The organism is Desulfuromonadaceae bacterium, assembly GCA_019429445.1.
GTDB lineage: Bacteria > Desulfobacterota > Desulfuromonadia > Desulfuromonadales > JAHYIW01 > JAHYIW01.
Genome location: JAHYIW010000007.1, coordinates 91652 through 113136 on the forward strand (window position 1 = coordinate 91652; position 21485 = coordinate 113136).

The 21485-nt window shown below is 55.1% G+C and carries 17 protein-coding genes; 5 read left to right on the forward strand and 12 right to left on the reverse strand.

Translation table 11 applies throughout. From position 1 onward, the window contains the following. Positions 1-1110 carry an efflux RND transporter periplasmic adaptor subunit gene (locus K0A93_04010; protein MBW6511271.1) on the reverse strand — a complete coding sequence of 370 codons (1110 nt, stop codon included), beginning with the start codon at positions 1108-1110 and terminating at the stop codon, positions 1-3. Between the two features lie 279 nt (positions 1111-1389). After that, complete coding sequence (locus K0A93_04015; GenBank protein MBW6511272.1) at positions 1390-1800, reverse strand: hypothetical protein; 411 nt, start codon at positions 1798-1800, stop codon at positions 1390-1392. A 175-nt stretch (positions 1801-1975) separates the two neighbouring features. Between K0A93_04015 and K0A93_04020 the strand changes: the two genes are divergently transcribed. Together K0A93_04020 and K0A93_04025 are read left to right on the forward strand one after the other, a co-directional pair. After that, positions 1976-2779, forward strand: coding sequence for a phosphate/phosphite/phosphonate ABC transporter substrate-binding protein (locus K0A93_04020; protein MBW6511273.1), 804 nt, complete (start codon positions 1976-1978; stop codon positions 2777-2779). A 108-nt stretch (positions 2780-2887) separates the two neighbouring features. Further along, on the forward strand, positions 2888-4384 hold the full coding sequence (locus K0A93_04025) for an FAD-dependent oxidoreductase (GenBank protein MBW6511274.1): 1497 nt from the start codon (positions 2888-2890) through the stop codon (positions 4382-4384). 226 nt (positions 4385-4610) lie between these two features. On the opposite strand, the gene panP is transcribed toward K0A93_04025, so the two are convergent. Then, a complete protein-coding gene (gene panP, locus K0A93_04030) occupies positions 4611-6257 on the reverse strand; it encodes a putative pyridoxal-dependent aspartate 1-decarboxylase (protein ID MBW6511275.1) in 1647 nt (548 codons plus the stop codon). Positions 6258-6442: 185 nt separating this feature from the next. Here panP and K0A93_04035 point away from each other — a divergent pair, with 185 nt between their 5' ends. Beyond that, positions 6443-7771 (forward strand): YncE family protein, encoded by a 1329-nt coding sequence (locus tag K0A93_04035; GenBank protein ID MBW6511276.1) that lies wholly within the window; start codon positions 6443-6445, stop codon positions 7769-7771. Positions 7772-8080: 309 nt separating this feature from the next. Here K0A93_04035 and K0A93_04040 read toward each other — a convergent pair whose 3' ends face one another. From K0A93_04040 to K0A93_04050, 3 genes are all read right to left on the reverse strand, one after another. After that, entirely contained in the window at positions 8081-8491 is a 411-nt protein-coding gene (locus K0A93_04040; GenBank protein MBW6511277.1) for a hypothetical protein, read from the reverse strand. An 81-nt stretch (positions 8492-8572) separates the two neighbouring features. Further along, positions 8573-9922, reverse strand: a complete 1350-nt coding sequence (gdhA, locus tag K0A93_04045; protein MBW6511278.1) for an NADP-specific glutamate dehydrogenase — start codon at positions 9920-9922, stop codon at positions 8573-8575. 224 nt (positions 9923-10146) lie between these two features. After that, a complete protein-coding gene (locus tag K0A93_04050; protein ID MBW6511279.1) occupies positions 10147-12537 on the reverse strand; it encodes a right-handed parallel beta-helix repeat-containing protein in 2391 nt (796 codons plus the stop codon). Between the two features lie 191 nt (positions 12538-12728). Here K0A93_04050 and K0A93_04055 point away from each other — a divergent pair, with 191 nt between their 5' ends. Beyond that, complete coding sequence (locus K0A93_04055; protein MBW6511280.1) at positions 12729-13217, forward strand: peptidylprolyl isomerase; 489 nt, start codon at positions 12729-12731, stop codon at positions 13215-13217. A gap of 286 nt (positions 13218-13503) precedes the next feature. Here K0A93_04055 and rpsA read toward each other — a convergent pair whose 3' ends face one another. The 6 genes from rpsA to K0A93_04085 are packed head-to-tail and all read right to left on the reverse strand — an operon-like array spanning position 13504 to position 20961. After that, positions 13504-14706: a 30S ribosomal protein S1 gene (gene rpsA, locus K0A93_04060; GenBank protein MBW6511281.1), complete on the reverse strand. Its 1203-nt coding sequence runs from the start codon at positions 14704-14706 to the stop codon at positions 13504-13506. Between the two features lie 12 nt (positions 14707-14718). Beyond that, complete coding sequence (locus K0A93_04065; protein ID MBW6511282.1) at positions 14719-15723, reverse strand: glycosyltransferase family 4 protein; 1005 nt, start codon at positions 15721-15723, stop codon at positions 14719-14721. Continuing rightward, positions 15711-16547 carry a ChbG/HpnK family deacetylase gene (locus tag K0A93_04070; protein MBW6511283.1) on the reverse strand — a complete coding sequence of 279 codons (837 nt, stop codon included), beginning with the start codon at positions 16545-16547 and terminating at the stop codon, positions 15711-15713. Before K0A93_04070 ends, K0A93_04065 begins: the two co-directional genes overlap by 13 nt. A gap of 18 nt (positions 16548-16565) precedes the next feature. Next, a complete protein-coding gene (locus tag K0A93_04075) occupies positions 16566-17777 on the reverse strand; it encodes an HD domain-containing protein (protein ID MBW6511284.1) in 1212 nt (403 codons plus the stop codon). Further along, complete coding sequence (locus K0A93_04080; GenBank protein MBW6511285.1) at positions 17767-19926, reverse strand: HEAT repeat domain-containing protein; 2160 nt, start codon at positions 19924-19926, stop codon at positions 17767-17769. Before K0A93_04080 ends, K0A93_04075 begins: the two co-directional genes overlap by 11 nt. Before the next feature lie 57 nt (positions 19927-19983). After that, positions 19984-20961: a serine/threonine protein kinase gene (locus K0A93_04085; protein MBW6511286.1), complete on the reverse strand. Its 978-nt coding sequence runs from the start codon at positions 20959-20961 to the stop codon at positions 19984-19986. Positions 20962-21267: 306 nt separating this feature from the next. Between K0A93_04085 and K0A93_04090 the strand changes: the two genes are divergently transcribed. Then, on the forward strand, positions 21268-21485 hold a 218-nt coding region (locus K0A93_04090; GenBank protein ID MBW6511287.1), incomplete at its 3' end, for an IS1380 family transposase.

Here is a 21485-nt window from a genome sequence, read left to right on the forward strand (position 1 = left end):
TTAATCGTCCGTTACCACGACACGATCGCCGTCACTGATCAGTTGCTGCCCCCTGACGATCAATCGCTCCCCCCTGGATATTCCGTCAAGGATCACCACCTGATCGTCACTGACCAGACCGGTAATCACCTTCCGCTGGTGGGCAATACCGTTGTCCTCGATGTAGACATAGGTGACACCATCGCGTTCAACGACGGCAAAGAGAGGGACCGTCACTACCTGGGTCAGTGTCCGGCGAAAGAATTCCACCCGCACGATCATCCCCGGTCGTAACTGCCGGTGCGGATTGTCAAGCGCAATTTCCGCACGGTAGGTGCGGGTCAGAGCATCGGCCTGATACGCCAGATGCGCAATTTTCCCTTCACGGGACGGACCGTCCTCACCATCGACCGACGCATAACGAACCGTGACCCGGTCTCCCGCTTTAAAAAAAAGGACATTTCTTTCCGGCACCGCGACCAGCACCTTGAGACGATCAATCTGAACGACTGTCGCCAGTGCAGTGCCGGGGGAAACATATTCGCCACGGTCGATCAGGAGCCGGTCGAGAACACCGCTGACCGGGCTTTTCAAGGTGCTCTTTGCGAGATTCAGGCGTTCGACTTCAAGATCAGCCTGCGCCCGCCGGTAATCATAAACGACATTGTCGTATTCCTGCTGACTGATCAGCTGCTGCGCAATCATGTGCGCGTAGCGCTCGAATTTTTTACGCTGCAATTCAACCTCGGCAACGCTCCGCTCGTAGTTGGCGCGCTGCGTGTCAGGATCGATGCGCAAAATGGCTTCACCGGCAACCACTGAGTCCCCTTCAGCCGGGCCAATCCAGCGCACCGGCCCGGCCAGCTCGGCGGAGAGCAGGATATCCTCCCACGCCTCAACCGTACCGGGGAGCAAGATCGTGTCTTGCACGTCGTCAAGGGTCACACCCTGCACCTTGACATTGGTCGTCCGTTCCGGCGGCGCAGCCGCTGCCGCCCCCGACCCCTTCTCGCCACAGGCGACCAGCGCCATCAACAGCAGGAGTAAAAAAAGCCATTTACGCACAACCAGGAAGAACATATCCAAAACTCCGGCAACCTCGCCACCCCGGTGGGGAGACTGATCAGTCATTCACCTAAATCTTATAAATATAGAAACTTCGCTGCCGTTCGACAAGACAAACTTGAAACTTGATTTATTCACAAGCATTTTCTCCATGAATGACCCCGCAGCAAGCTACGGGGAATTAGCCCCAACTTTTGCATTGAAAGGGAAAAACCTGTTTCCCGATAAAGTTGATTCTCGCGGGTGCCCTGCAAAACTCTGGACACCCGCAAGGGGTATCCCTGCAAACCAATTTGCAACCGGTTGGCCGTTCATCGTAGGGGCACCCCTCGCGGGTGCCCTGGTCTACATTTCAAGCATCTCCACCTCGGCGACAATAAATGAGCGCCCCTGCTCCTTGACGGCCGCTATGTAGCGCTGCCCCGCCGCGTCAAGGCGACGTTTTTTGGGACCGGTTGAAACTTTTTCCAGCAGAAGCAAATAACGCTGGTGCCTGCGGATCATGATGATGGGGAAAGTGAAGGCATAAACAACCGCCAGCGCACCGGCAAGAAACGCTTGCACGGTGGAAAGGGGCAAATCGACCCAGACCACCAGGTTGAGCACGGCGATTGCCGCCCAGATATTCCCTTTAAAAAACAAAAGAAGTCGTTCACTCTTCTCGCGGAGCAGACGAATATCCCGCAAGGTCAATGCCGTGTCGCGGGCCACAGCGTTTGCGACGGCCTGATGAATCGGACTGGTTCGGTTCGCCATCTTTGCACTTCTCCTTCTTCTTTACACGCACCAGATCGGTGCCAATGGATCGCTCATGATGAACGGCCATCATAGCTGTCGCGGCGCTCTGCGTCCAGCAACTTTACGAACCCGGTTTTGTATTTTCGACGAAGTCATGCTACAATACTGAAATTAATCAAAAGGAGATATAGACATGAAAAAATTCTTGATGACCACGGCCATTCTGACGCTACTGGTACTCCCGCTATCACAAGCGGTTGCGGCTGACCGGATAACCTGCTGGTTTCCCCCCGCCTGGGGAAGCAAAGCCCAACAGGCGCAACAGATCACCGCCGCATTGTCGCACGAAACAGGATTCGACATTCAAGCGCGCATCGCCAAAAATTACCCGGAAATCCTTACTGCCTTCGCGACCAGGGACGAAAACCTGGTCTACGTCGGATCCTTTGTCCAGTCGATCATCAAGGCACGTCAGCTGGGGAAGCAACTGGTGCAGGTTGATAACGGCAAGGAACTCTACAGCGGCATCCTCATCTACCCCGAAGGACAGGATCCGCAAAAAATCCTGCGCGACCTCCCCACCGAAATCGCCTATACTATCGGCGCTTCCTCCGGTGAATCGACCGCCAAAGCGGCCACTGGTGGCAAGGCCGCCATCGGCACCGCAAACCATGGCGCGGCATGCGCTGCCGTCAGTGCGGGGAAGGCCCGGGCCGCCGTGGTTAAAAACTGGTGGTGGGAAGCCAACAAATCCCGCTTTGCGGGACTGACCGCCTACGATATCCCGCGATTTTCCAAACAGGGGAATCCCGACAACGTGTTGACCGCATCAACCTCCGTACCGATCGAAAAACAGAAAAAGATCACTGCCGCCGCGATGAAAAACCCGCAGATTTTCGGTGGCGAGAAGGTTCATCTTGTTGAGAAAAATTCGCTACAATTTTCGTTGTGGCTAATGCAACAGGGGAATATCGATCCCTTGACCTACAGCTGGTAGATCGACCGCGCTACGAGATCAGTCTGCGCAACATGCCCGGCGTGCCGCAATCCGGTTGCCGAGCACCCGGCAGAGGATCCTCGCGCCCGCACGACAAAGGATAGCTTCATGATCGCTCAGAGCTGGCTTTGCTCGGTTTGTGGTTACATTCATCATGGGGATGAGTGCGTTGCTTCTTGTCCGGTCTGCGGCGCGGGGGCCGAACTGTTCACACCCCGAAGCAGACCATCGACCGCCCCCTCCGCACCTGTTGCGCACGCCTGGCGCTGTCTCAATTGCGACTACATCGCCAGCGGTGATACGCCACCGCCAGTATGTCCGGTATGTGGCGTTGATGCCGACCGCTTCACTCCCCATGCTGAATCGATGCGGACCGGAGAAAGGACTTCCGCTCCCGCGACCATCGTGATTGCCGGAGCCGGAATCGCTGGAGTTTCTGCTGCCGCCGCCGCTCGTCAGCAGGCTCCCGAGGCGTCGATTACCCTCATCACCAGCGAACCCGATCTTCCCTACTACCGCCTCAATCTGACCCGTTATCTGGCCGGAGAAATTCCTGCCGAGGCGCTGCCGATTCACCCGGAAAGCTGGTACACCGAGCAGCGCATCGACGTGCTGCGCGACACTGAACTACAGCAGATTGACCGCGCCGCGCGCCAGCTGCATCTCAAAGGTGATGGCAGCCTGAGTTATGATAAGTTGATCCTTGCGCTGGGAGCACACCCGATTGTTCCGGCGATTGAAGGTGCGACGCGGGAAAATATTATCGCTCTGCGCACGCGCCGCGACTGCGAAGCGATTCTCGCGCGGTGCACAACGGGGACCCGCTGTGTGGTGGTCGGCGGCGGGGTTCTCGGCCTGGAAACGGCCGCCGCACTGACGCGACGCGGGGTTAAAGTCCGGGTGCTGGAAGGGTTTGGCTGGCTGTTGCCGCGCCAACTGAACCGCACTGCGGGGGAACTGCTGGCGGCAGCGGTGCGCGAACTGGGCATTGAACTCCACTGTAACACCGGCATCAAGCAGTTTGACGGGGATCAACAGGTCTGCGGCGTGCGGCTGGAAACGGGGGAATTATACCCCGCCGAACTGGTGGTGATTGCCGCCGGGGTGCGCAGCAACAGCTATCTGGCTCGATTGGCGGGGCTGGAGGTGGACAACGGGGTGGTGGTCGATAACCGTCTGCGCACCTCTGATCCCGATATTTTCGCGGTCGGCGATGTGGCCGCGCATCAGGGTGTCACTTACGGTACCTGGGCACCGGCTCAGTTTCAGGGGACGATTGGCGGGATGAATGCTGCCGGGGCGGCGCTCGATTTCGCCGGGATTCCGCGCTCGAATATCCTTAAAGTACTTGATGTTAATCTCTTCAGTATCGGCCAGGTGCATCCCGATGACGGCAGTTATCAAACCTTTGAGAGTATCGGCACCCGTGATGACAGCTATCGTTATCTGGTCTTTCGCGACACCCGGCTGGTCGGTGCTATCCTGATCGGCGACACCGGCCTGGCAAGCAAACTGAAGCAGTTGATCGAAACGAAACGTTGCTGCACCGAGCTGCTGGCCGGGGCGTCCGCCGAAGCGTTGTGCACCCGTATCGCCGCAGCCTGATCTTTATGATTCGTAACTATTCAGCTACCCGTCCAAGGGTCGTCATCCCCGAGTGATCCTGTCGGGGATCCAGACTTTCAACTCTGAAAATCTGGATTCCGGCTAAAATCATGCAGGAATGACGCTGTAGGAGTCGCCTTCAGGCGCGATGGTTCGCGCTAAAGCCGCTCCTACAGAAGAGCTGAACAGTTACTATGATTCTTTATGATTACGGGAGCAGTGTCATTCAGGGGCAAAGCCCAAGTAACGATTCCGCCTCTGTCAACCAGCCGTCGATCGGTCCTTCGCTGGCGATAGCGCATTGTTCGTTAAGCACTTCGGTGAGGAGTTCATCGGTGGTCAGGGGATTGGCCAGCACCACCCGAAAAACGGTAATCGTGGTACCGGCGTAGCGGGTCGGGGCGAGGCTGGTGCGGGAGACAAAAGTTTTACCGTTGGCGCGCTGCCGTTTCTGGATCTCGCGGATGACCTGATCGAGCAGGGCATTGACCCGCACCGCCAACTCCGGGGAGGCGTTCGCCAACGCGGCCTGAATACGGGCCGGGAGATAACGATAGGTCAGAATATTCAGTTCCGGCGCGGTGACCAGTTCAAAATCGGCATGGGCCATGATCTGCGCGGCAAAACGGCGCGCGATTTCAATGCCGCGATCGACCAGCAGTTCGTATCCTTTGCGACCGATGATCGACAACCCGGCATGGACCAGCATCGCCATGCCGGGGCGTGAACCTTCCAGCGTATGACTCCCCAGGTCCTTGGCCCCGCGGCGCAGAATATAGGCGGCGTGATGCTCAATCGCGTTGAGCGCGGCGGGATCCTTAAACACCACCATCCCCGCCCCCATCGGCACGTAGAGTTGCTTGTGTGCATCAAGGGTCACCGAGTCAGCCCGTTCAATCCCCCGCAACAAATGACGATATTTGTCGGAAAAGAGGGTTGGACCTCCCCAGGCGGCATCAACATGGTAGTGGCAACCGAGTTCCCCCGCCAGATCGGCGAGTGCTTCCAGCGGATCAACGTTGCCGGTTTCGGTCGTGCCGGCGATACTGACCAACCCCAGAGGACGAATCCCCTCTCCCTGCATACGCCGACAATGTTCACGCAACCGTCCAATGTCGATGCGGTTATACGCGTCGGTTTCAACCCGAATCAAATTTTCCCGCCCGATGCCGAGCAGGTCGACCGCCTTCCCCAACGAATAATGCGCCCGGCGTGATGCCAGCACCGCCAGCCCGTTGCAGTCAAAATGTTGCAACGTCTTGAACATCCCGACCTGCGCGATCCCCCTGAAAGTGTCAGTCGGGGCGAACAGCCGGTTACGCGCCGTCCACAGGGCGGTGACGTTCGCAATCGTCCCGCCGGAGCAGAAGGCACCGAGAGCGTAGTCGCTGTCATGAATACAGCGTGTGTAAAAGTCGTCGGTGTTGGCATAAACCAGCCGGTGGAGCATTGCCAGGACCTGACGTTCCATCGGGGTGAAGGCTTTGGAGGTCTCGACCTTGACCATATTCTGGTTCAGAGCGGTCATGATCCGCGACAACGGCAGCATGAAATAGGGGATTGCTGAGGTCATGTGTCCAACGAAACCGGGGGAGGCGGTATGAACCGATTGTGCGACGAGTTTTTCTTTCAGGAACTCGGTGTAATCGGATACATAGGTCGGTTCTTCAGGCACCACTGAGTTGCTAAAATCGGCCTCAATCTCTTCCATCTCGCGTTCAAGAGCGACAATGTGACTCTGCAGAAAACTGGAAACGTCCCCCGAAATCGCCTGATCGATACTCCCGAGAGTCGAGTCGGGGGCTTCAGGAACGGTAAATATCCGGTAGAGATTTTCCAGGTTGGCCTGGGCGATTTCACGGTTTCTCGGCATCGTTACACGGCCTCCAGAGTCTCGTTCGCGAGGGGATATTACCATCGCCAAAACAGGATTTTAAAATCGACCCTTTTGTATACAACTCCACCCAATTTCTGTCAATTTTTATATCCTGATTGACATCCACCACCATCCCGGATAAGTTTAATTATGATCATCATGGATCACAAAGGAGTGCACAGATGAGAACGCCACTTCTGTTGATCAGCCTGATCCTGTTATTTTCCTCCCCCGTTCTGGCCGCCGAAATGCTCTTTGTCTCAGCATTTTATGACAACGTGGTTAACATTTTTGACGCGGCGCCGCCACATTCAGCACAACCTGCGGTAGAGGTCGGCGTCTTTCCCAACCAGATCACTGTCTCCCCCGCCGGAGACAAAATTTACGTCGCGAACTACACCACCGGCAATATCAACATGATCGACCCGGCAACGCTGACTGTTACCGGGAGTATCACATTGTCGTGCAACCCGCTGTCGCTTGACATCAGCAGCGACGGGGCGTCCGCATATGCCGTTTGCCGCAATACCGGCATGGTTTCCCATATTGATCTGGCCGAGGGCATTGAAACCGGGCAAACACCGGTCACCTTCCCTTATGATCTCGCCCTTGATCCGCAGGGGCGCTTTGCCTACGTAACCCGCTATTTCTTCTCCCGCTACATCTATGTCGTCGATCTGCAATTGAAGTCCGTTGTCAAAACAATTACTGTTGGTCGCTCTCCCAAGGGGGTTGTCACTGACCCGCTCGGTCGCTTTATTTATGTCGCCAATAGCGGTTCGGCTTCTGTCTCCGTTATCGACACCGCCACCTGGAGTGTCAGTGGCTCCATCCCCGTCGCGACAAGACCCAACAACCTGACCATCGACAACCAGGGTTCGATGCTTTACGTCAGCCATAACCAGAGTAACCTGGTATCGGTCGTTGATCTGAATGTGCGCGAGACGGTTGCCACGATCCCCGTCGGGATTGCCCCGGAACGGCTCTCCCTCTCCACCGACGGCACACGGCTCTATGTCGCCAACTTCGGTTCGAACACCCTCTCGGTGATTGACACCGCGCGCCGCGAAGTGATCGGCACCGTGCCAACCGGGAACGGCCCGTTCGACGTCGCACTCCTTGAACAGCGGGACACCACCCCGCCGCAAGTCTCGATTACGCCGGACACCACGCTGTTATGGCCGCCGAATCATAAACTGCGCGACGTTAATTTGCACGTTGTGGTGACCGATAATCTGGATCTGAACCCGCAGGTGCAACTGGTTTCGATTGTCAGCAGTGAACCTTGTTCTTCTTCAGCGCGGCAGAAATCTGCCCATGCCGCGCCACAGAGCTGCGACGACGTCGTCGGTGCTGAATACGGCACGTTCGACACGTCGTTCCAGCTGCGTGCCGAGCGTTTTGCTTTTAACGGCGATGACCGCGTTTATACTGTGACTTACAAGGCAACCGATGCCGCCGGAAACGCGACCGTCGCAAGCGTCGATATCGTTGTACCGCTGCATAACTGATCCGGACGAGCGCATAAAGAAAACGCTTCCGGGTTGTGTACCCGAAAGCGTTTTTGATGTGGGTTCCTCCCCGCCGACAGGCATTTCCCCGTGTTGACCTTTAGCGAGACAATTCTCACTCTCTGCATCTGGGTGTTGACCGCCGCCGGTCTATTTTTCGGCATTCGCGCCGCTTTGCGTCGTCGGCGGCAACGCAAGGATCAGCCGCCGAACAAAGATTGACCTGATTAGCGACCAATCTTCCGCCCCCCCTCCTGACCTCCCCCCGCTGGGGCTGAGGAAATTGTTTCAGCGGAAGATCAGTGCAAATCAGCGAGTTCCTCCGCTACGATAGCAAAGCTGTTGCTGACTGACAACATCTGCCACCAGCACCAGATCACGCTCCGACACGGAGAACCCCTTGACGACCTTCTTGAAGTTACCCCTTGACGGCAATACCCACTCCAAAGCGTTATCCTGTTCGTTCAACATCGCGCGCTTGAAAAAACAAAAGTTGCTCTCCGTGAAGAGCGCCGTATAGAAGATATCCGCTTCAACCAGGTCCTGGAAAAAATGTGAGACGTACGACAGCTCGGGCATCAGCCCGCCGCTGAGAAATGCCACTTCATCGAGAACGGTCATGTTGCAGATTTCTGAAAAATTGACCGGTGCGCCGAGCGACGGGGTTGATGCTCCCCAGCGACCGGGGCCGAGGAGCATGCAGGGGCAGACTGATATCATATTAAAACAGACGGGGTCGACGAAAAGTTTCGCCGACCCCGCATCTTACCGATTTAAACAACAAATATCAATCCGCAGACCTTACACCACGCCGAAAGCAACCATCGCCTTGGCGACGCGAATGAAACCGGCGATATTGGCGCCATCGACATAGTTGCCAGGAGAACCGTATTCCATCGCGGTTTCGTAACAAAGTCGGTGAATGCTGCGCATGATTTTCCGCAAACGCTCCTCGGTGTATTCAAAATCCCACGAATCGCGGCAGGCGTTCTGCTGCATCTCCAGCGCCGAGGTGGCCACGCCACCGGCGTTCGCGGCCTTGCCGGGGCCATAGGCAATCTGCGCGGCAAGGAAAATCTTCACCCCTTCCGGAGTGGTCGGCATATTGGCACCTTCGCCAACGGCAATACAGCCGTTCTGCACCAACATTTTGGCATCCTTGCCATTGATCTCGTTCTGAGTCGCGGAAGGCATCGCCACCTGACAGGGGATCTCCCAGATGTTGCCGTTGGCGACATATTTGGCATGTTTGTGGACTTCGCAATAGTCCTTGATCCGGCGCCGTTCAATTTCTTTCAGGCGTTGCACCGTTTCGAGATTGATCCCTTTTTCATCGTAGATGTAACCATTCGAGTCGGAACAGGCAACAGTCTTGCCACCGAGTTCAGCGATTTTTTCGATGGCGTAAATCGCCACGTTACCCGAACCGGAGACAATACAGGTTTTACCTTCAAAACTGTCACCACGTACCTTGAGCATTTCATCGACAAAGAAAGCCGCACCATAACCGGTGGCCTCGGTGCGTACCAGCGAGCCGCCCCAGTCGAGCCCCTTACCGGTCAGCACGCCGGCTTCCCAACGGTTGGTAATGCGCTTGTACTGGCCAAACATATAACCGATCTCGCGGCCACCGACACCAATATCACCGGCAGGAACATCCGTATGCTCGCCGATATGACGATACAGTTCCGTCATGAAACTCTGGCAAAAACGCATCACTTCCTCGTCGGACTTGCCCTTGGGATCGAAATCGGAGCCACCTTTACCCCCACCGAGCGGCATCCCGGTCAGGGCGTTTTTGAAAATCTGTTCAAAACCGAGAAACTTGATAATCCCAAGATAAACCGAGGGGTGAAAACGCAACCCCCCCTTATACGGACCGAGCGCGCTGTTGAATTCAACCCGGAAACCACGGTTGATCTGTACCATTCCTTGATCATCGGTCCAGGGAACCCGGAAGATAATCTGCCGCTCCGGCTCACAAATGCGTTCAATAATTTTGTGATGGGTGAATGCGGGGTGCTTTACAAGGACCGGACTGATCGATTCAAGAACCTCGCGGGTCGCCTGATGGAATTCGGTTTCACCGGGGTTGCGCGCCAGCACGCTCTGAAAAATCGGTTCGACTTTTTCATCTAATGATTTTGCCATAACAAGGTACCTCCCGAGAAGGATATGCATAAAAAATTTGCATATTTTGATTTATTTTTATGCATTATTTGCATAAATTTTGATCAATGTAATTTAAACCACTCTGCGTGTCAAGAACTTTTTTGCACTGAAAACTTTCACCCTCCCTGTCCTCCCGCACAAAAAGCAAGACAGGCACCCGTAACGGGTGCCTGTCTTGTGATTACGCAATGGCTGGCGAAGCGCTATTCAGCAATAATCGTCGGCGTCGAATCCTCCACCTTGATGGCTTCAAAACCGTTCTCACTGATCATGTTCTGCCGATAAACACCAGCGCCCGCAGCATGAATATAGAGACCATTTTGCAGGTTTTTGCTGATCGTGTTCTTCTCAACATCGGGATGCGCGCCGCTCGTGACCTCAATTCCGGAGAGGATATTTTCGTGGATCCGGTTGGCAAGCAATATCCCGCGGCCGCCGTCATGAATAAAAACGCCACTTTGACCATTGGCGTAAATTTCATTGTCTTCCACCTCAGGATTCGCCCCGTCGCCAATCTCCAGCCCGGAGAGGGGATTGTTATGCAAATGGTTGCCGCGCAACGTTCCACGGCTGCGTCCATGGATAAAGATTCCGTTCTGGGTGTTCGCATAAACGTCATTGGCGGCGACCTCCAGAAAACCTTCTGTCGTCAGCTCCAGTCCGGATAGTTTGTTTTCGTAAATACGGTTGCCACGGATCAGACCTTTGCCATTGCCGTGAATATAGATACCGTTTTGCACATTAGCGAAAATTTCATTCTCGATGATTTCCGGGTAGGCGTCATTGGTGACTTCCACCCCGGACAAGAAATTATCATGCAAACGATTTTCGCGCAAAACCCCCTTGCCGCCACTATGCACAAAAACGCCACTTTGGCCATTGGCATGAATCTCGTTTTGAACAACCTCCGGGGCCGCTTCAGAACTGATTTCTATACCCGAAAAAGGGTTGTCGTGAATGCGATTTTCGTGGATCGTGCCCTTGCCACCACCATGCACAAAAACACCATTTTGAGCATTCGCATCAATCTCGTTCCCGCTGATTTCGGGTTGGCTTTCCGGGCCGATGTCGATGCCGGAAAGCAGGTTTTTGTAGATATGATTGGCACTCAACCGGCCCCGACCGCCGTCAGTGATCAACACACCATTACGGCCATTGGCATAAATTTCACAAGCGGTAATTTCGGGGTTGCCCCCCGCCATAATTTCTACTCCGGATATGCCGTTTTCATAGAACCGGTTCTCGCAAAACGCCCCTGCTCCTTCATGTGTCGCAAAGAGACCGCTCCGCAGGTTGGTGTAAAGCAGATTTCCCGTCGCCTCGGGGTGCCCGCCTGATTCAATAACGAAGCCGTTTTTATTGGCAAAAATTTTATTGTCGGTGAACACTCCCCGCCCCTCGTTGTGAACAAGGATGCCGACTTCGGCATTGTCGCGGATTTCGTTGGCAATCACCTCAGGATGACCGCCAGCTGTCGCTTCCACCCCGGCAATCTGGTTCGCATAAATGACGTTGGCGCGAAACGTTCCCCGTCCGCTCTCGGCAACGAGAATACCGCTGCGGGTATTTTTAAACAGTTGGTTATTTTCCACCAGGGGGGTGCCTTCGCTCATCACTTTAATCCCCACCGGGTTGGCAAAAATCCGGTTTTCACGAATCTCGGCGACACCGGCATCGCGCACCAGCAATCCGCCCTCGGTATTCGTACTGAATTCATTGCCGGTAATGAGTGCCCGGCTTCCCGTGCCGACGGCAACACCAAAGCCATTGCCAACAAAGGTATTCTCACGCAACGTCACCTCACCGGATTCGGTAACCAGCACCCCGCTCCCCGCATTGTTTTGCAGCTCACTCCGGGTCACCGTTGCCACGCCATCCTTCATCACCAGAACCCCGGCCAGGGTGTTGTTATGCAGCAAGGTCAAGTCAAGGACCAGTTGACCAAAGGTCCGCACCAGAATACCCGCTTCAGCGGCACCATGAATTTCTGAATGAGCAATTTCGAAGGTGGAGCGATTGATCTCGATATTGGCACCCCCCGGCGCTGCGCCGATGCGGCAGCCGTTAATCCGCACAACCACTCCGCTGTAGGCATAAATCAGTGATTTTTTTTGCGCCGAGGCGGAGCTGATTTCCAATCCGCTCAGTTCAACCTCGCCCACCCCGGGAATGCGCAAACCGTGATCATCGCCGCCGAAACGCAGAATCGTCTTCCCCGGACCGGCACCGACCAGCCTGACCGCCTTGGTCAGACGAAACGTCTCAGGAAAAAGATATTCGCCGGGACTGATAGCGATCAAGCCATTGCGTGGCACCGCCGTCAAGGCGGCTGTCAACGTCTTTGTGCCCCCTTGACCATCGGGGGTAACGATCAGATCAGCCTGCTGCTGTGCTGCAAGAAAAAGTCGCTCAAACTCCTCTGCACCAGGGAGCAACGACAAAGAAGTGCTGGCTGGCACTGCACTGACTGCGGTCGGTTCTGGCACGGCACTGACTGCGACTGGGGTTACTTCCGGCGCGGCAAAGGCATTGGCCGACAACCCGATCATCAGCAAACAAAACCAGGTCATTCTTTGAAAAACGGTCAACTGCATGCCATCCTCCTGTGAGATAATTTCAATTACACCTTGCATCAAGGAAAAGTAACAAACTATTGCCATTAGTGCCAGTTTTTTTGCCAACGGTCAGATAGAATCTGTGGTTTTTTATGGACTTGGCGCGCCGCGCCTCGTACTATGAGCGCGATAACCAAATATCATCACATCGAAAGTGGAAGGATTAAATCATGGCAACAGCAAAAACGGGAGATCGGGTACGTATCAACTTTACCGGCACCCTGGAAGACGGAACTATTTTTGACACCACCTACGCAGACGACTGCTCAGTGGATGACTGCATCGATGACGACTGCGGTTGCGAAACAGGACCGATGGAGATAACCATCGGCGAAGAAGAATTTTTTATTCTCGTTGAGCAGGAATTGATCGGCATGGCTCCGGGAGAAAAAAAGACGATCATTGTTCCGCCGGAAGAGGCTTTCGGCGAGTACGACGAAGAAAATATTCTTACCCTGGAACGTGATCAATTCCCTGACGATCTGGTTCCGGCCGTCGATATGGACCTTGAGTTGAACGACGAGGACGGCGACAGCTTTGTGGCAACCGTCATTGAGCTTGACGACAAGACAGTGACCCTGGATGCCAACCACCCCCTCGCCGGCGAAACCCTGACTTTTGAGATTGAACTGATCGACATCATAAACACCGTCCACTGATCCGCCACGGTAAAAGCTTGACGCCAGAACACAGAAAAGCCGATTCGGGGGAAGGCGGCCCCGAATCGGCTTTATCTGCTTGAACTAAAATGAAGGAGGTATCAGGCCGGTTCAGGCTCTTGATGATTGTGACTTTACCTTGAAGCGACAAGAATTAAAACGTGGCGACGCGTAAAAGATTGATCCCATTACCCCCTTCCAGCCCTGTGCATCAACACACCCCCTTAACAATATTGGCATGTTAGTATGACAATCTCGTCAGATGGGACGATTGGTGAAAGAATGTTCAGCGCTTAATTTTCTTTTCTTTCTGCGCCGCCTGCAACAGATCCCCCAAAGAACCGAGTCCTGAACCGCCGCCCGCTTGTTCTGTCCACGACGTCTCAGCGGATGCTGCAACATCCGTGGCTGTCGGAATCAGCGCGATCCGTCGTTCAGCCAGGTCAATCTTCTCAATCGTCACCGCCAGCGATTGGCCCACCTTGAGAACATCTTGCGGATGACGAATCCGTTGTCCCCCACCCAGTTTTGAAATGTGTAGCAGTCCGTCAATGCCGTCTTCCAGCGTGACAAACGCTCCGAACTGCGTCAGCCTGGAAACCGTTCCGGTCAGTTGCGATCCTTCACGGTAGATCGTCCCGACCTTTTGCCAGGGGTCGGCCAGGGTGTCGCGCAAACTGAAGGCAAAGCGCTCCTTTTCCCAATCACAGCTCTTGAGTGCGACCTGCAATTCCTGACCAACGTGCAGCACTTCATTGATATTCTCGACCCGTCCGTAACCGATTTCTGAAATCGGTAACAGGCCCTCGATCCCGCCGATATCGATAAATGCGCCAAACTCGCGGATGTTGGTGACTGTCCCGCTGACCACCATCCCCTCTTTTAGTGTCGCGCGTAACGCTTCACGCTGTGTCCGCCGTTCTTCTTCCAGAATGGCGCGATGTGACACCACAATATTGCGCCCCTGTTCGCCGAACTGCGTGATTTTAAAGGTCAGTGTACTGTCGATGAGCTCGGCAACATTTTCCTCGCGCCGCAAACCAAGTTGCGAAAATGGACAGAAAGCCCGCACCGCCCCCGGCAGACGCACAGCGAAGCCCCCCTTAATCTCTTGTTCGATCCGTCCTTCAACCGGAACCCCGCCGCGCCAGGCGTCCTCCAGCTGCTCGGTGCCGGAAGACCCGCCCCCCAGCCGCAAGGTAAAACGCAACTCACCGTCCTTCCGGGTGACGAAGTAGGCGTTCAGCTGGTCTCCAACGACGACCGTCATCTCGCCATCAGTATTGAGCAGTTCACTGGCGGCAATGATCCCCTCGCCTTTCTGCCCAACATCGAGAAAAACCCACTCAGCACCGATCTGCAACACCGTCGCCGCAATCTTTTGCCCCGGCTCAAGCCGGGCGGTGCCGGTGGCCAGGCTCGCAGCAAACAATGCCGCAAAATCTTCATCTTCGGTGTTTTCATCCATATCTTGCGGTTCTTCGTTCATCGTCATCGCCTCTCATTTATTCAGTTGATGCTCTTCGAGCACAGTCATGCATAGCTCGGCAAACGCTTGCGCTTCGCGCTTTGCGGAAAATCGTTCCGGGTTCGGTTGTGACAAACGCGCCCGCAACGCCGGTTCGTCAATCAGGCGTATGACGGCGGCGGTAAATTCTTTTGCGTCACGATAAAGCATGCCGTTGACACCCGCTGTGACGACTGCGGCGTTCCCTGAAATAGCGTGCGCCAGAATCGGGCGGCCAAGAGCCGCCGCTTCGACCAGCGCGTTCGGCAGCCCCTCACTGACAGAATTGTTGAGCACCACATCGGCCTGGCGCATCGCCGCAGGGATGGCTGCGGGGAGAATATTGCCGACATAGTGCGCCCAATGGCGCGCCGCCACGGCGGCAAGAAACTGTTCGCCATACCCTTTATCGAGGATCGGCCCACAAAACGCAACATGGAATGCGCGACGACATGCAAGCGGGTCACAGAGCTCAAGTAATGTGAGCACCCCTTTGACGGGACGAATCCCGGCCGGGCAGAGCAACAGGAGATCCGTCGCTGACAAACCGAGCTGGTCACGCAATGCGCAGGGAGCATCACCCAACACCACCCCTGGTGCCACATAACGCAGTCGCCGGGCGAATTCAGGATGATCTTGCGCCAGCGATTCGAGGTCGCGTTGATTCTTGATGACGATCAACCCAGCCCGCCGCAACACGTCCCTGATCACCGGCTCATGCTGCGGGTGCGCCAGTCCATCATGATAGTCGGTCCCGGTTAACAGCACCAGATAGGGCAATGTCGCCCCCGATTCCAGCCACGGCCGACCGGAACGATAGGCATGGAGCAGCAGCGCGAGATCGACGCCGCGCTCCAGTGCTACGCTTATTGCGGTCGGTTCAGCCGGGACAATTGTCACCGTGTGGCCAAGAGCCGTCACCCCCGCGCTTAACCGTTTTGCAGTGACCCGGTTGCCCGTTGTGCGCACTTGTGGAGGAACGACAATCAGCAGGTGCATCGGCAGGCTCCGAAAGTGGTCAGCTGGATCCCCCGTGTCGCAATTAATGCACGGATCGTCGGCGCAGTCAACGCCGCCAACTCGCGCTCCCGCGCCGGGCCGGAAAAAGGCTCATCATCGGCACTGTAGCCAGGGTGAGTCATCAGCTCCCAGGTTCCGGCAGGCAACTGTGTCAGCAACGTTTCCAGGCCCTGTGCAGTAAGACGATTGAGCCACGGCATCCCCCACAAACCATCCGGGAAATAAAGGTCCGGCTCTCTTCGCAGCGCCGCCAGTCCGGCAGCCAGCCGCCGGTAGGACGCCAGCTCAGCGCCGAGTTGCCCGGCAGGGTCGGTCTCGACCGGCTCCGCCGGAACCGGCAGGCGCAGCGCAGTAATCCCGGTCTCGCGCGCAACCGCGACGATGATCCCGGTCAGGGCCGGGCAGAGGAAACAGTGCTGGTGGGTATCAAGATGATCGGGGTGCAACCCCGCGTCACGCACACGGGCAATCTGGCTGTGCAATTCATGGCGAACGGCGGTGCGGTCAAAATCCCCGCTCGCCAGGCGCGTTCGCAGCATCTGTTTCCCCGGAAAATTGCCGGCGGCATCGGTCAATCCAGCAATCGCGCCCCCCAGCGCTCGTCCCTCGGAGAGATTGAGATGAACCCCCAGCGGCAATCCCAGCGTGAGGGATTCCCGCGTCGCAGCGACAAAGGTCGGTCCATTGGCGAGCAATGAAACGCTGGTAACGATCCCTGCGGTGCAGGCACGAAAGATGCCGCGATCGCGACGCTGGCCGTTGCCCAGATCATCCGCGTTGACAATCAGTTGAATTTCATTCACCGGTCATCTCTTCGTCAGCTATTCACAGACGCAACGTCCGGTGAATTCGCTTTCGGGACGATCCTCCGCCCCAGCCATCAGACTGATCCCCTCAACCACCACATCTTCACCCATTTTTGCCAATGTTTTCAAAAAGTTCAACGTCAGATGAGGATTGAGCTGGGTTCCCGCCACCTCCAGCATCCGCCCACTGATTTTGGCGAAATCCCACGGCTCTTTATAGGCCCGACGGGTGCGCAAGGCATCGAACGTGTCTGAAATCATTGTCATCTGACTGCAAACATTTAATCGCCAATGCTTCGGCACCTCGGGGTAACCACCAAGATCATAACGCATATGATGCTCGAAAGCCGAGAAGACCGCTATCTTCGGGATCCCCTCCTGATTCATCAGATACTGGGCACCGCGCGACGGGTGGGCTTTCATCTTTTCCCAATCGGCGTCGCTCAGGGCACCCGGCTTGCGGATAATCTCGTTATCGACAAAGATCTTGCCGACGTCATGCACCATTCCGGCGATGCCAACGTCGTGCAGCATTTGTCCGGAAAACCCCAGCGACATCCCCTGTGCGACATTGAGGATACCAACATTGACCGAATGGGTAAAGGTGTACTCATCCTCCATGCGCAACGGAACCAGGGCCAGCAGTGGATTAGCCTCACGACGAAAGGCGGTGATGAACCCGGCAATAATTGAAGCCATATCCTGCGTGTCAAGCGGTGCCTTCTCCCTGGCGGACTGGTAAAACGACTTGAGATTTTGCAGTTCTTCCGCGCTCAAATCCTCAAATGAGCCGATCGCCCGACTCTCCGCTGCCACCTCCCCCTGGGTTACGTCGACATCGCCGATCTCGATATATTGAGCATTGTTCTGCAAGGTCTCCAGCGCATCAAACCCGAGCACGACCCTGAGCAGCAAGGCAATTTCGGCGTTATCAATCCCCGAAGTAAAGCGCAGATAGCCGATATTTTTCGCACCGCAGAGCCGGGCAATACGCGTTGTGTGCTGAGATTTTTCCAGCGGTTTGCCCTGGTAAAGCAGTTCCTCTTTAACAATCAGCAGCGTGACTTCGTCGCGCTGTTGCAGCAGGGTGACTAAACTATCGGCAAGACGTGGAATTTGCGCCGTCACGCGCGGGTGTTCCGGCGCGTAGAGTGCCCCGGCAGCCAGCGCATGGGACAACGATGTGATCACTGCACTGAGCTGATGCCGTTCGATGTCATCCGTCACAGAGCGTTCCTTTCATCCTCGCCAGCGTATTTTTTGCCTGTTCTGCCAACTGTCCAGTACCGCTGTCCGCCTGCTCCTGCAACAATCCCTTGACCTTGTCGGGGGGAAACTTGTCCAGCGCGTTAACGATCTCCAGTTTGAGTTCCGCATGACAAAGCGGATGCAACAGGCTGCGCGAAGAGAGAATCTCATGAAAAGTCGGCAGCACAGCGACCGCCTGCATTCCGGCCAACGTCCTGACGACGTTTTTCTTGAGTTCGAGACGATAATCGATCAGTGCTTTTTTGCTCAGCAGTTCAATCAACGTCCTGATCACCCGCCGACTTTCCGCAAATGGTGCCAACATGATCGCATTGAGCACATCTTCATCCTTCCGCGACTCAAGTCCCTTGATGAGGAGGTCGTCAGTCGATTTGTCCTTCATGCGGATACACGCCTTCAACGCTTCTTGTCGCACTTTCGGATGCGGATGTTTCAGCAGCGGACGCAATTTGGGCAACAGCCCCTGGGCGTCCATCTCGTTCAGCAGATAGATGATGTTGCGCACCACGAACCAGCGTTCATCCTGTAAGCGTTCCGTCGCCGCGTCGATCACATCGCGACCCAGTTTTTTCAGACAACTCAGGTATAACAGGCGCACGTTGCGGTTCGTCTCTTCACCCACTCGTTCCAGCAACGGCGCAATAAAGGGTTTGCCAACACAGATAATGACTTTGCCAATAGCGTCAAAATCCTGTTTGCCGCGGATTCGGGCATCGCGCAACAGGCGCTGAATAAATTTTTCGCCCGACAACTCCTGGCGGATCTCAGCCAGGTGGTCGGTATCCTCGTGAGAATCGAAACAGAGTCGGCACAATCTGGCCAGATTCGCGTAGTCCCCCACATCGAGATAATGCTCAATCGAACTGAGCAAGCTCGCACACACGCCGCGCAAATGTTCAGCATCCGGATGATGTTTAAGAATATGCAGGGTGATTTCCGCAGCGTGTTCATCAACCCCGTGCGTTTCCAGGGTATGTCGCAGTGCATCAAGATGTTCATTGAGCGCGACGGGGATAGTCTCGCTTTGCAGGACGGTCATCAGCGCCCGCTGATAGCGGGACGGAACATATTTTTTAAATTCATCCGGACGAAACAGCTCCTGGATTTTGCGGGTGGTGCTGACGTCATTGGCTTGTGGCCTGGACAGTCCGGCAGGCATGTCCAGGTTACGCTCTCCGGCCAGCTTGCTCAACAACGACATGATAACCGGTGGTACATAATTTTTCTGTAACGAAACATTTTTGAGTGCCTCAAGGATCACCTCGTCCGATAATTCGGAGAAAAAGCCTTCCGCATAATCGGCCTTCAACCCCAAATTAAAAGCATTGTTCATGAACATTTCCCGCAATTCAACCGACAGGTTGTTAACGAACTCCGTCAATTTTTTCAGCGCCTGGGCACGATACATGGTGATTTTTTCGTGCTGCAAACTGCTTAGCAAGCGACTCAGCTCCCTGGCAAGGGCGCTCTTCTCTTCCGCACTTTTGCCCGCCATCAAGTCGGAAACAGCTGCCGCAAAACTTCCCGGCGAGTCCGTTTCGTGCAACGTTTTAGCAACATCTTCTCCACAGGCATGCGCGATTGACAGGGCGAAACGATCCCAGATATCTGACTTGCCACCCTGAAGTTTTCCTGCGTCGTCTCCCTGTTCGGTAAGGGTGAATTTATCCTCGTCCAGCTCTTCGACCATAATGCCAACCACCTGACGAACCGCCAGACTGGTGGCAATCCCCCCCTCGTCCCAGGTTTCAGAAGGGCGGCGAATGACAACCCGCAGAAAAGCGTAGATTGACATCGCGTTCAGTTCGGGGGTCAGGGAGAAGGTGGCAATACCGTGTTCGAACATCCGCAAGGCAAATGTCTCAAACAGCTTGTTGCTGCGCTGGATAAATTCACCGTCGAAAAGAAAACCGTGACGCGCCACGACGATGCTGAGCTGCGGAAGTTCGGCAAAAAGTTCTTCAAGAATCATTTCCAGACGAGCGGTCGTCGCCGTCACCAGTTTGTTTTCTTCGTGGTAAAGACTCAAATGCTTGCCGAGCAGAAAAAGCGTATTGAGCAGATTGGCGACTCGCGTAAAATTTGCTGTTTTTTCTTCAGATTGCACGCAATACCTCACTGACAAACAGGATCATATAATTCACCCACCGGAATCGAAAAGATGCTACATGACTGTCAACTGCGGTTCGTTCAGCGCCGCGATCTGCTCGCGCAGTTCAAGGATGTGCTCCCCCCAGTAGCGTTCGGTATTAAACCAGGGGAAGTGATGCGGAAAGGTCGGATCGTCCCAACGACGTGCCAGCCAGGCACAATAATGCAGAATACGCAGCGAACGCAACGCCTCAATCAAACGTAATTGTTGTGGTTGAAAAGAATGGAATTCCTCGTAGCCAGCCACAATCTCTGCCAGCTGCACGCTCTGTCTGGTCCGGTCGCCCGACAGCATCATCCAGATATCCTGCATCGCCGGGGCCATCCGGGCATCATCGAGATCGACCAGGTGCGGGGCGTTGTCACGCCAGAGGATGTTCCCGGCATGACAGTCACCATGGGTGCGGATATTCGTCACCGTTGCGGACAACAGATCATCGACACCCTGCAGCAGATCCGCGGCAAGGGCATCATAGTTCGCCTTGTAGGCAGCCGGAACAAATTTCGCGCTGATCAGTGCCACGCTGTCATAACCAAAGCTCCTGCTGTCCAGTTGGGGGCGATGCACAAATGGCCGTGTCGCCCCGACCGCATGGATGCGTCCCAACAAACGGCCCATGATCAACAGATTGTCAAGGTTGTCAAACTCCGGCGCATGACCGCCCTGGCGCGGATAGAGCGCAAAGCGCATAGCGGCAAAACGAAACAGGCTGGTACCGTCAATCGTCAGCGGTGCAACCACCGGCAGCTCATGTTCTACCAGTTCAAAGCTGAACTGATGTTCCTCCAGTATCTGCTCATCACTCCAGCGCCCGGCACGATAAAACTTCGCGATCAGTGGTTCACCCCCCTCAATACCGATCTGGTAAACCCGATTCTCGTAACTGTTAAGGGTCAGGATACGACAGTCGCATCCATAACCAACACTCTCCACTGCATCGAGGACAACATCGGGGTTCAAATTTTCAAAGGCGCGGCCCGGTAATTCCATGAGAGATAAAACCCCTTCGTCTAACAAGCTTTATAGCTGATTATTCTTGAGTATAACAGTAACCGGTCACCGGATAAAAGAACAAGATCAGGGCTTTCGCAAAGAAAACAAAAGGCAGGGGTTTGAACAGATCGCTGAGCTTTTTGTCCTGCTAAAAAAAAGTTAAAAATTAAGGTTATAAAGATTTACCTGAATCAGTGAGTTTAAAATAGTAAATTTCTGCTTGATCTTTGATAATTAGCTGATTTTGTTGGCGTTTTGTGCTACATTAGAACTGCATCGAAATTCACCCAAGGAGATTTTTTCGTGACTTTTCCGCGGTTCACCATCGAACAATCCGACACCGAATTTTACACCTCACAGTCTGGCATGGCCTTGGTCGGGCTGGCTATAAACAGGTTCACCACGCTGACCTCGCGCCTGGCAAAGGCGGCACCCTGCCAGGGGATTTCTGCCGCCGATGTGCTGCGCTGCTACATCGGCCTGCTCTGCCAAGGCAAGAGCGATTTCGAGGCGATCCGACC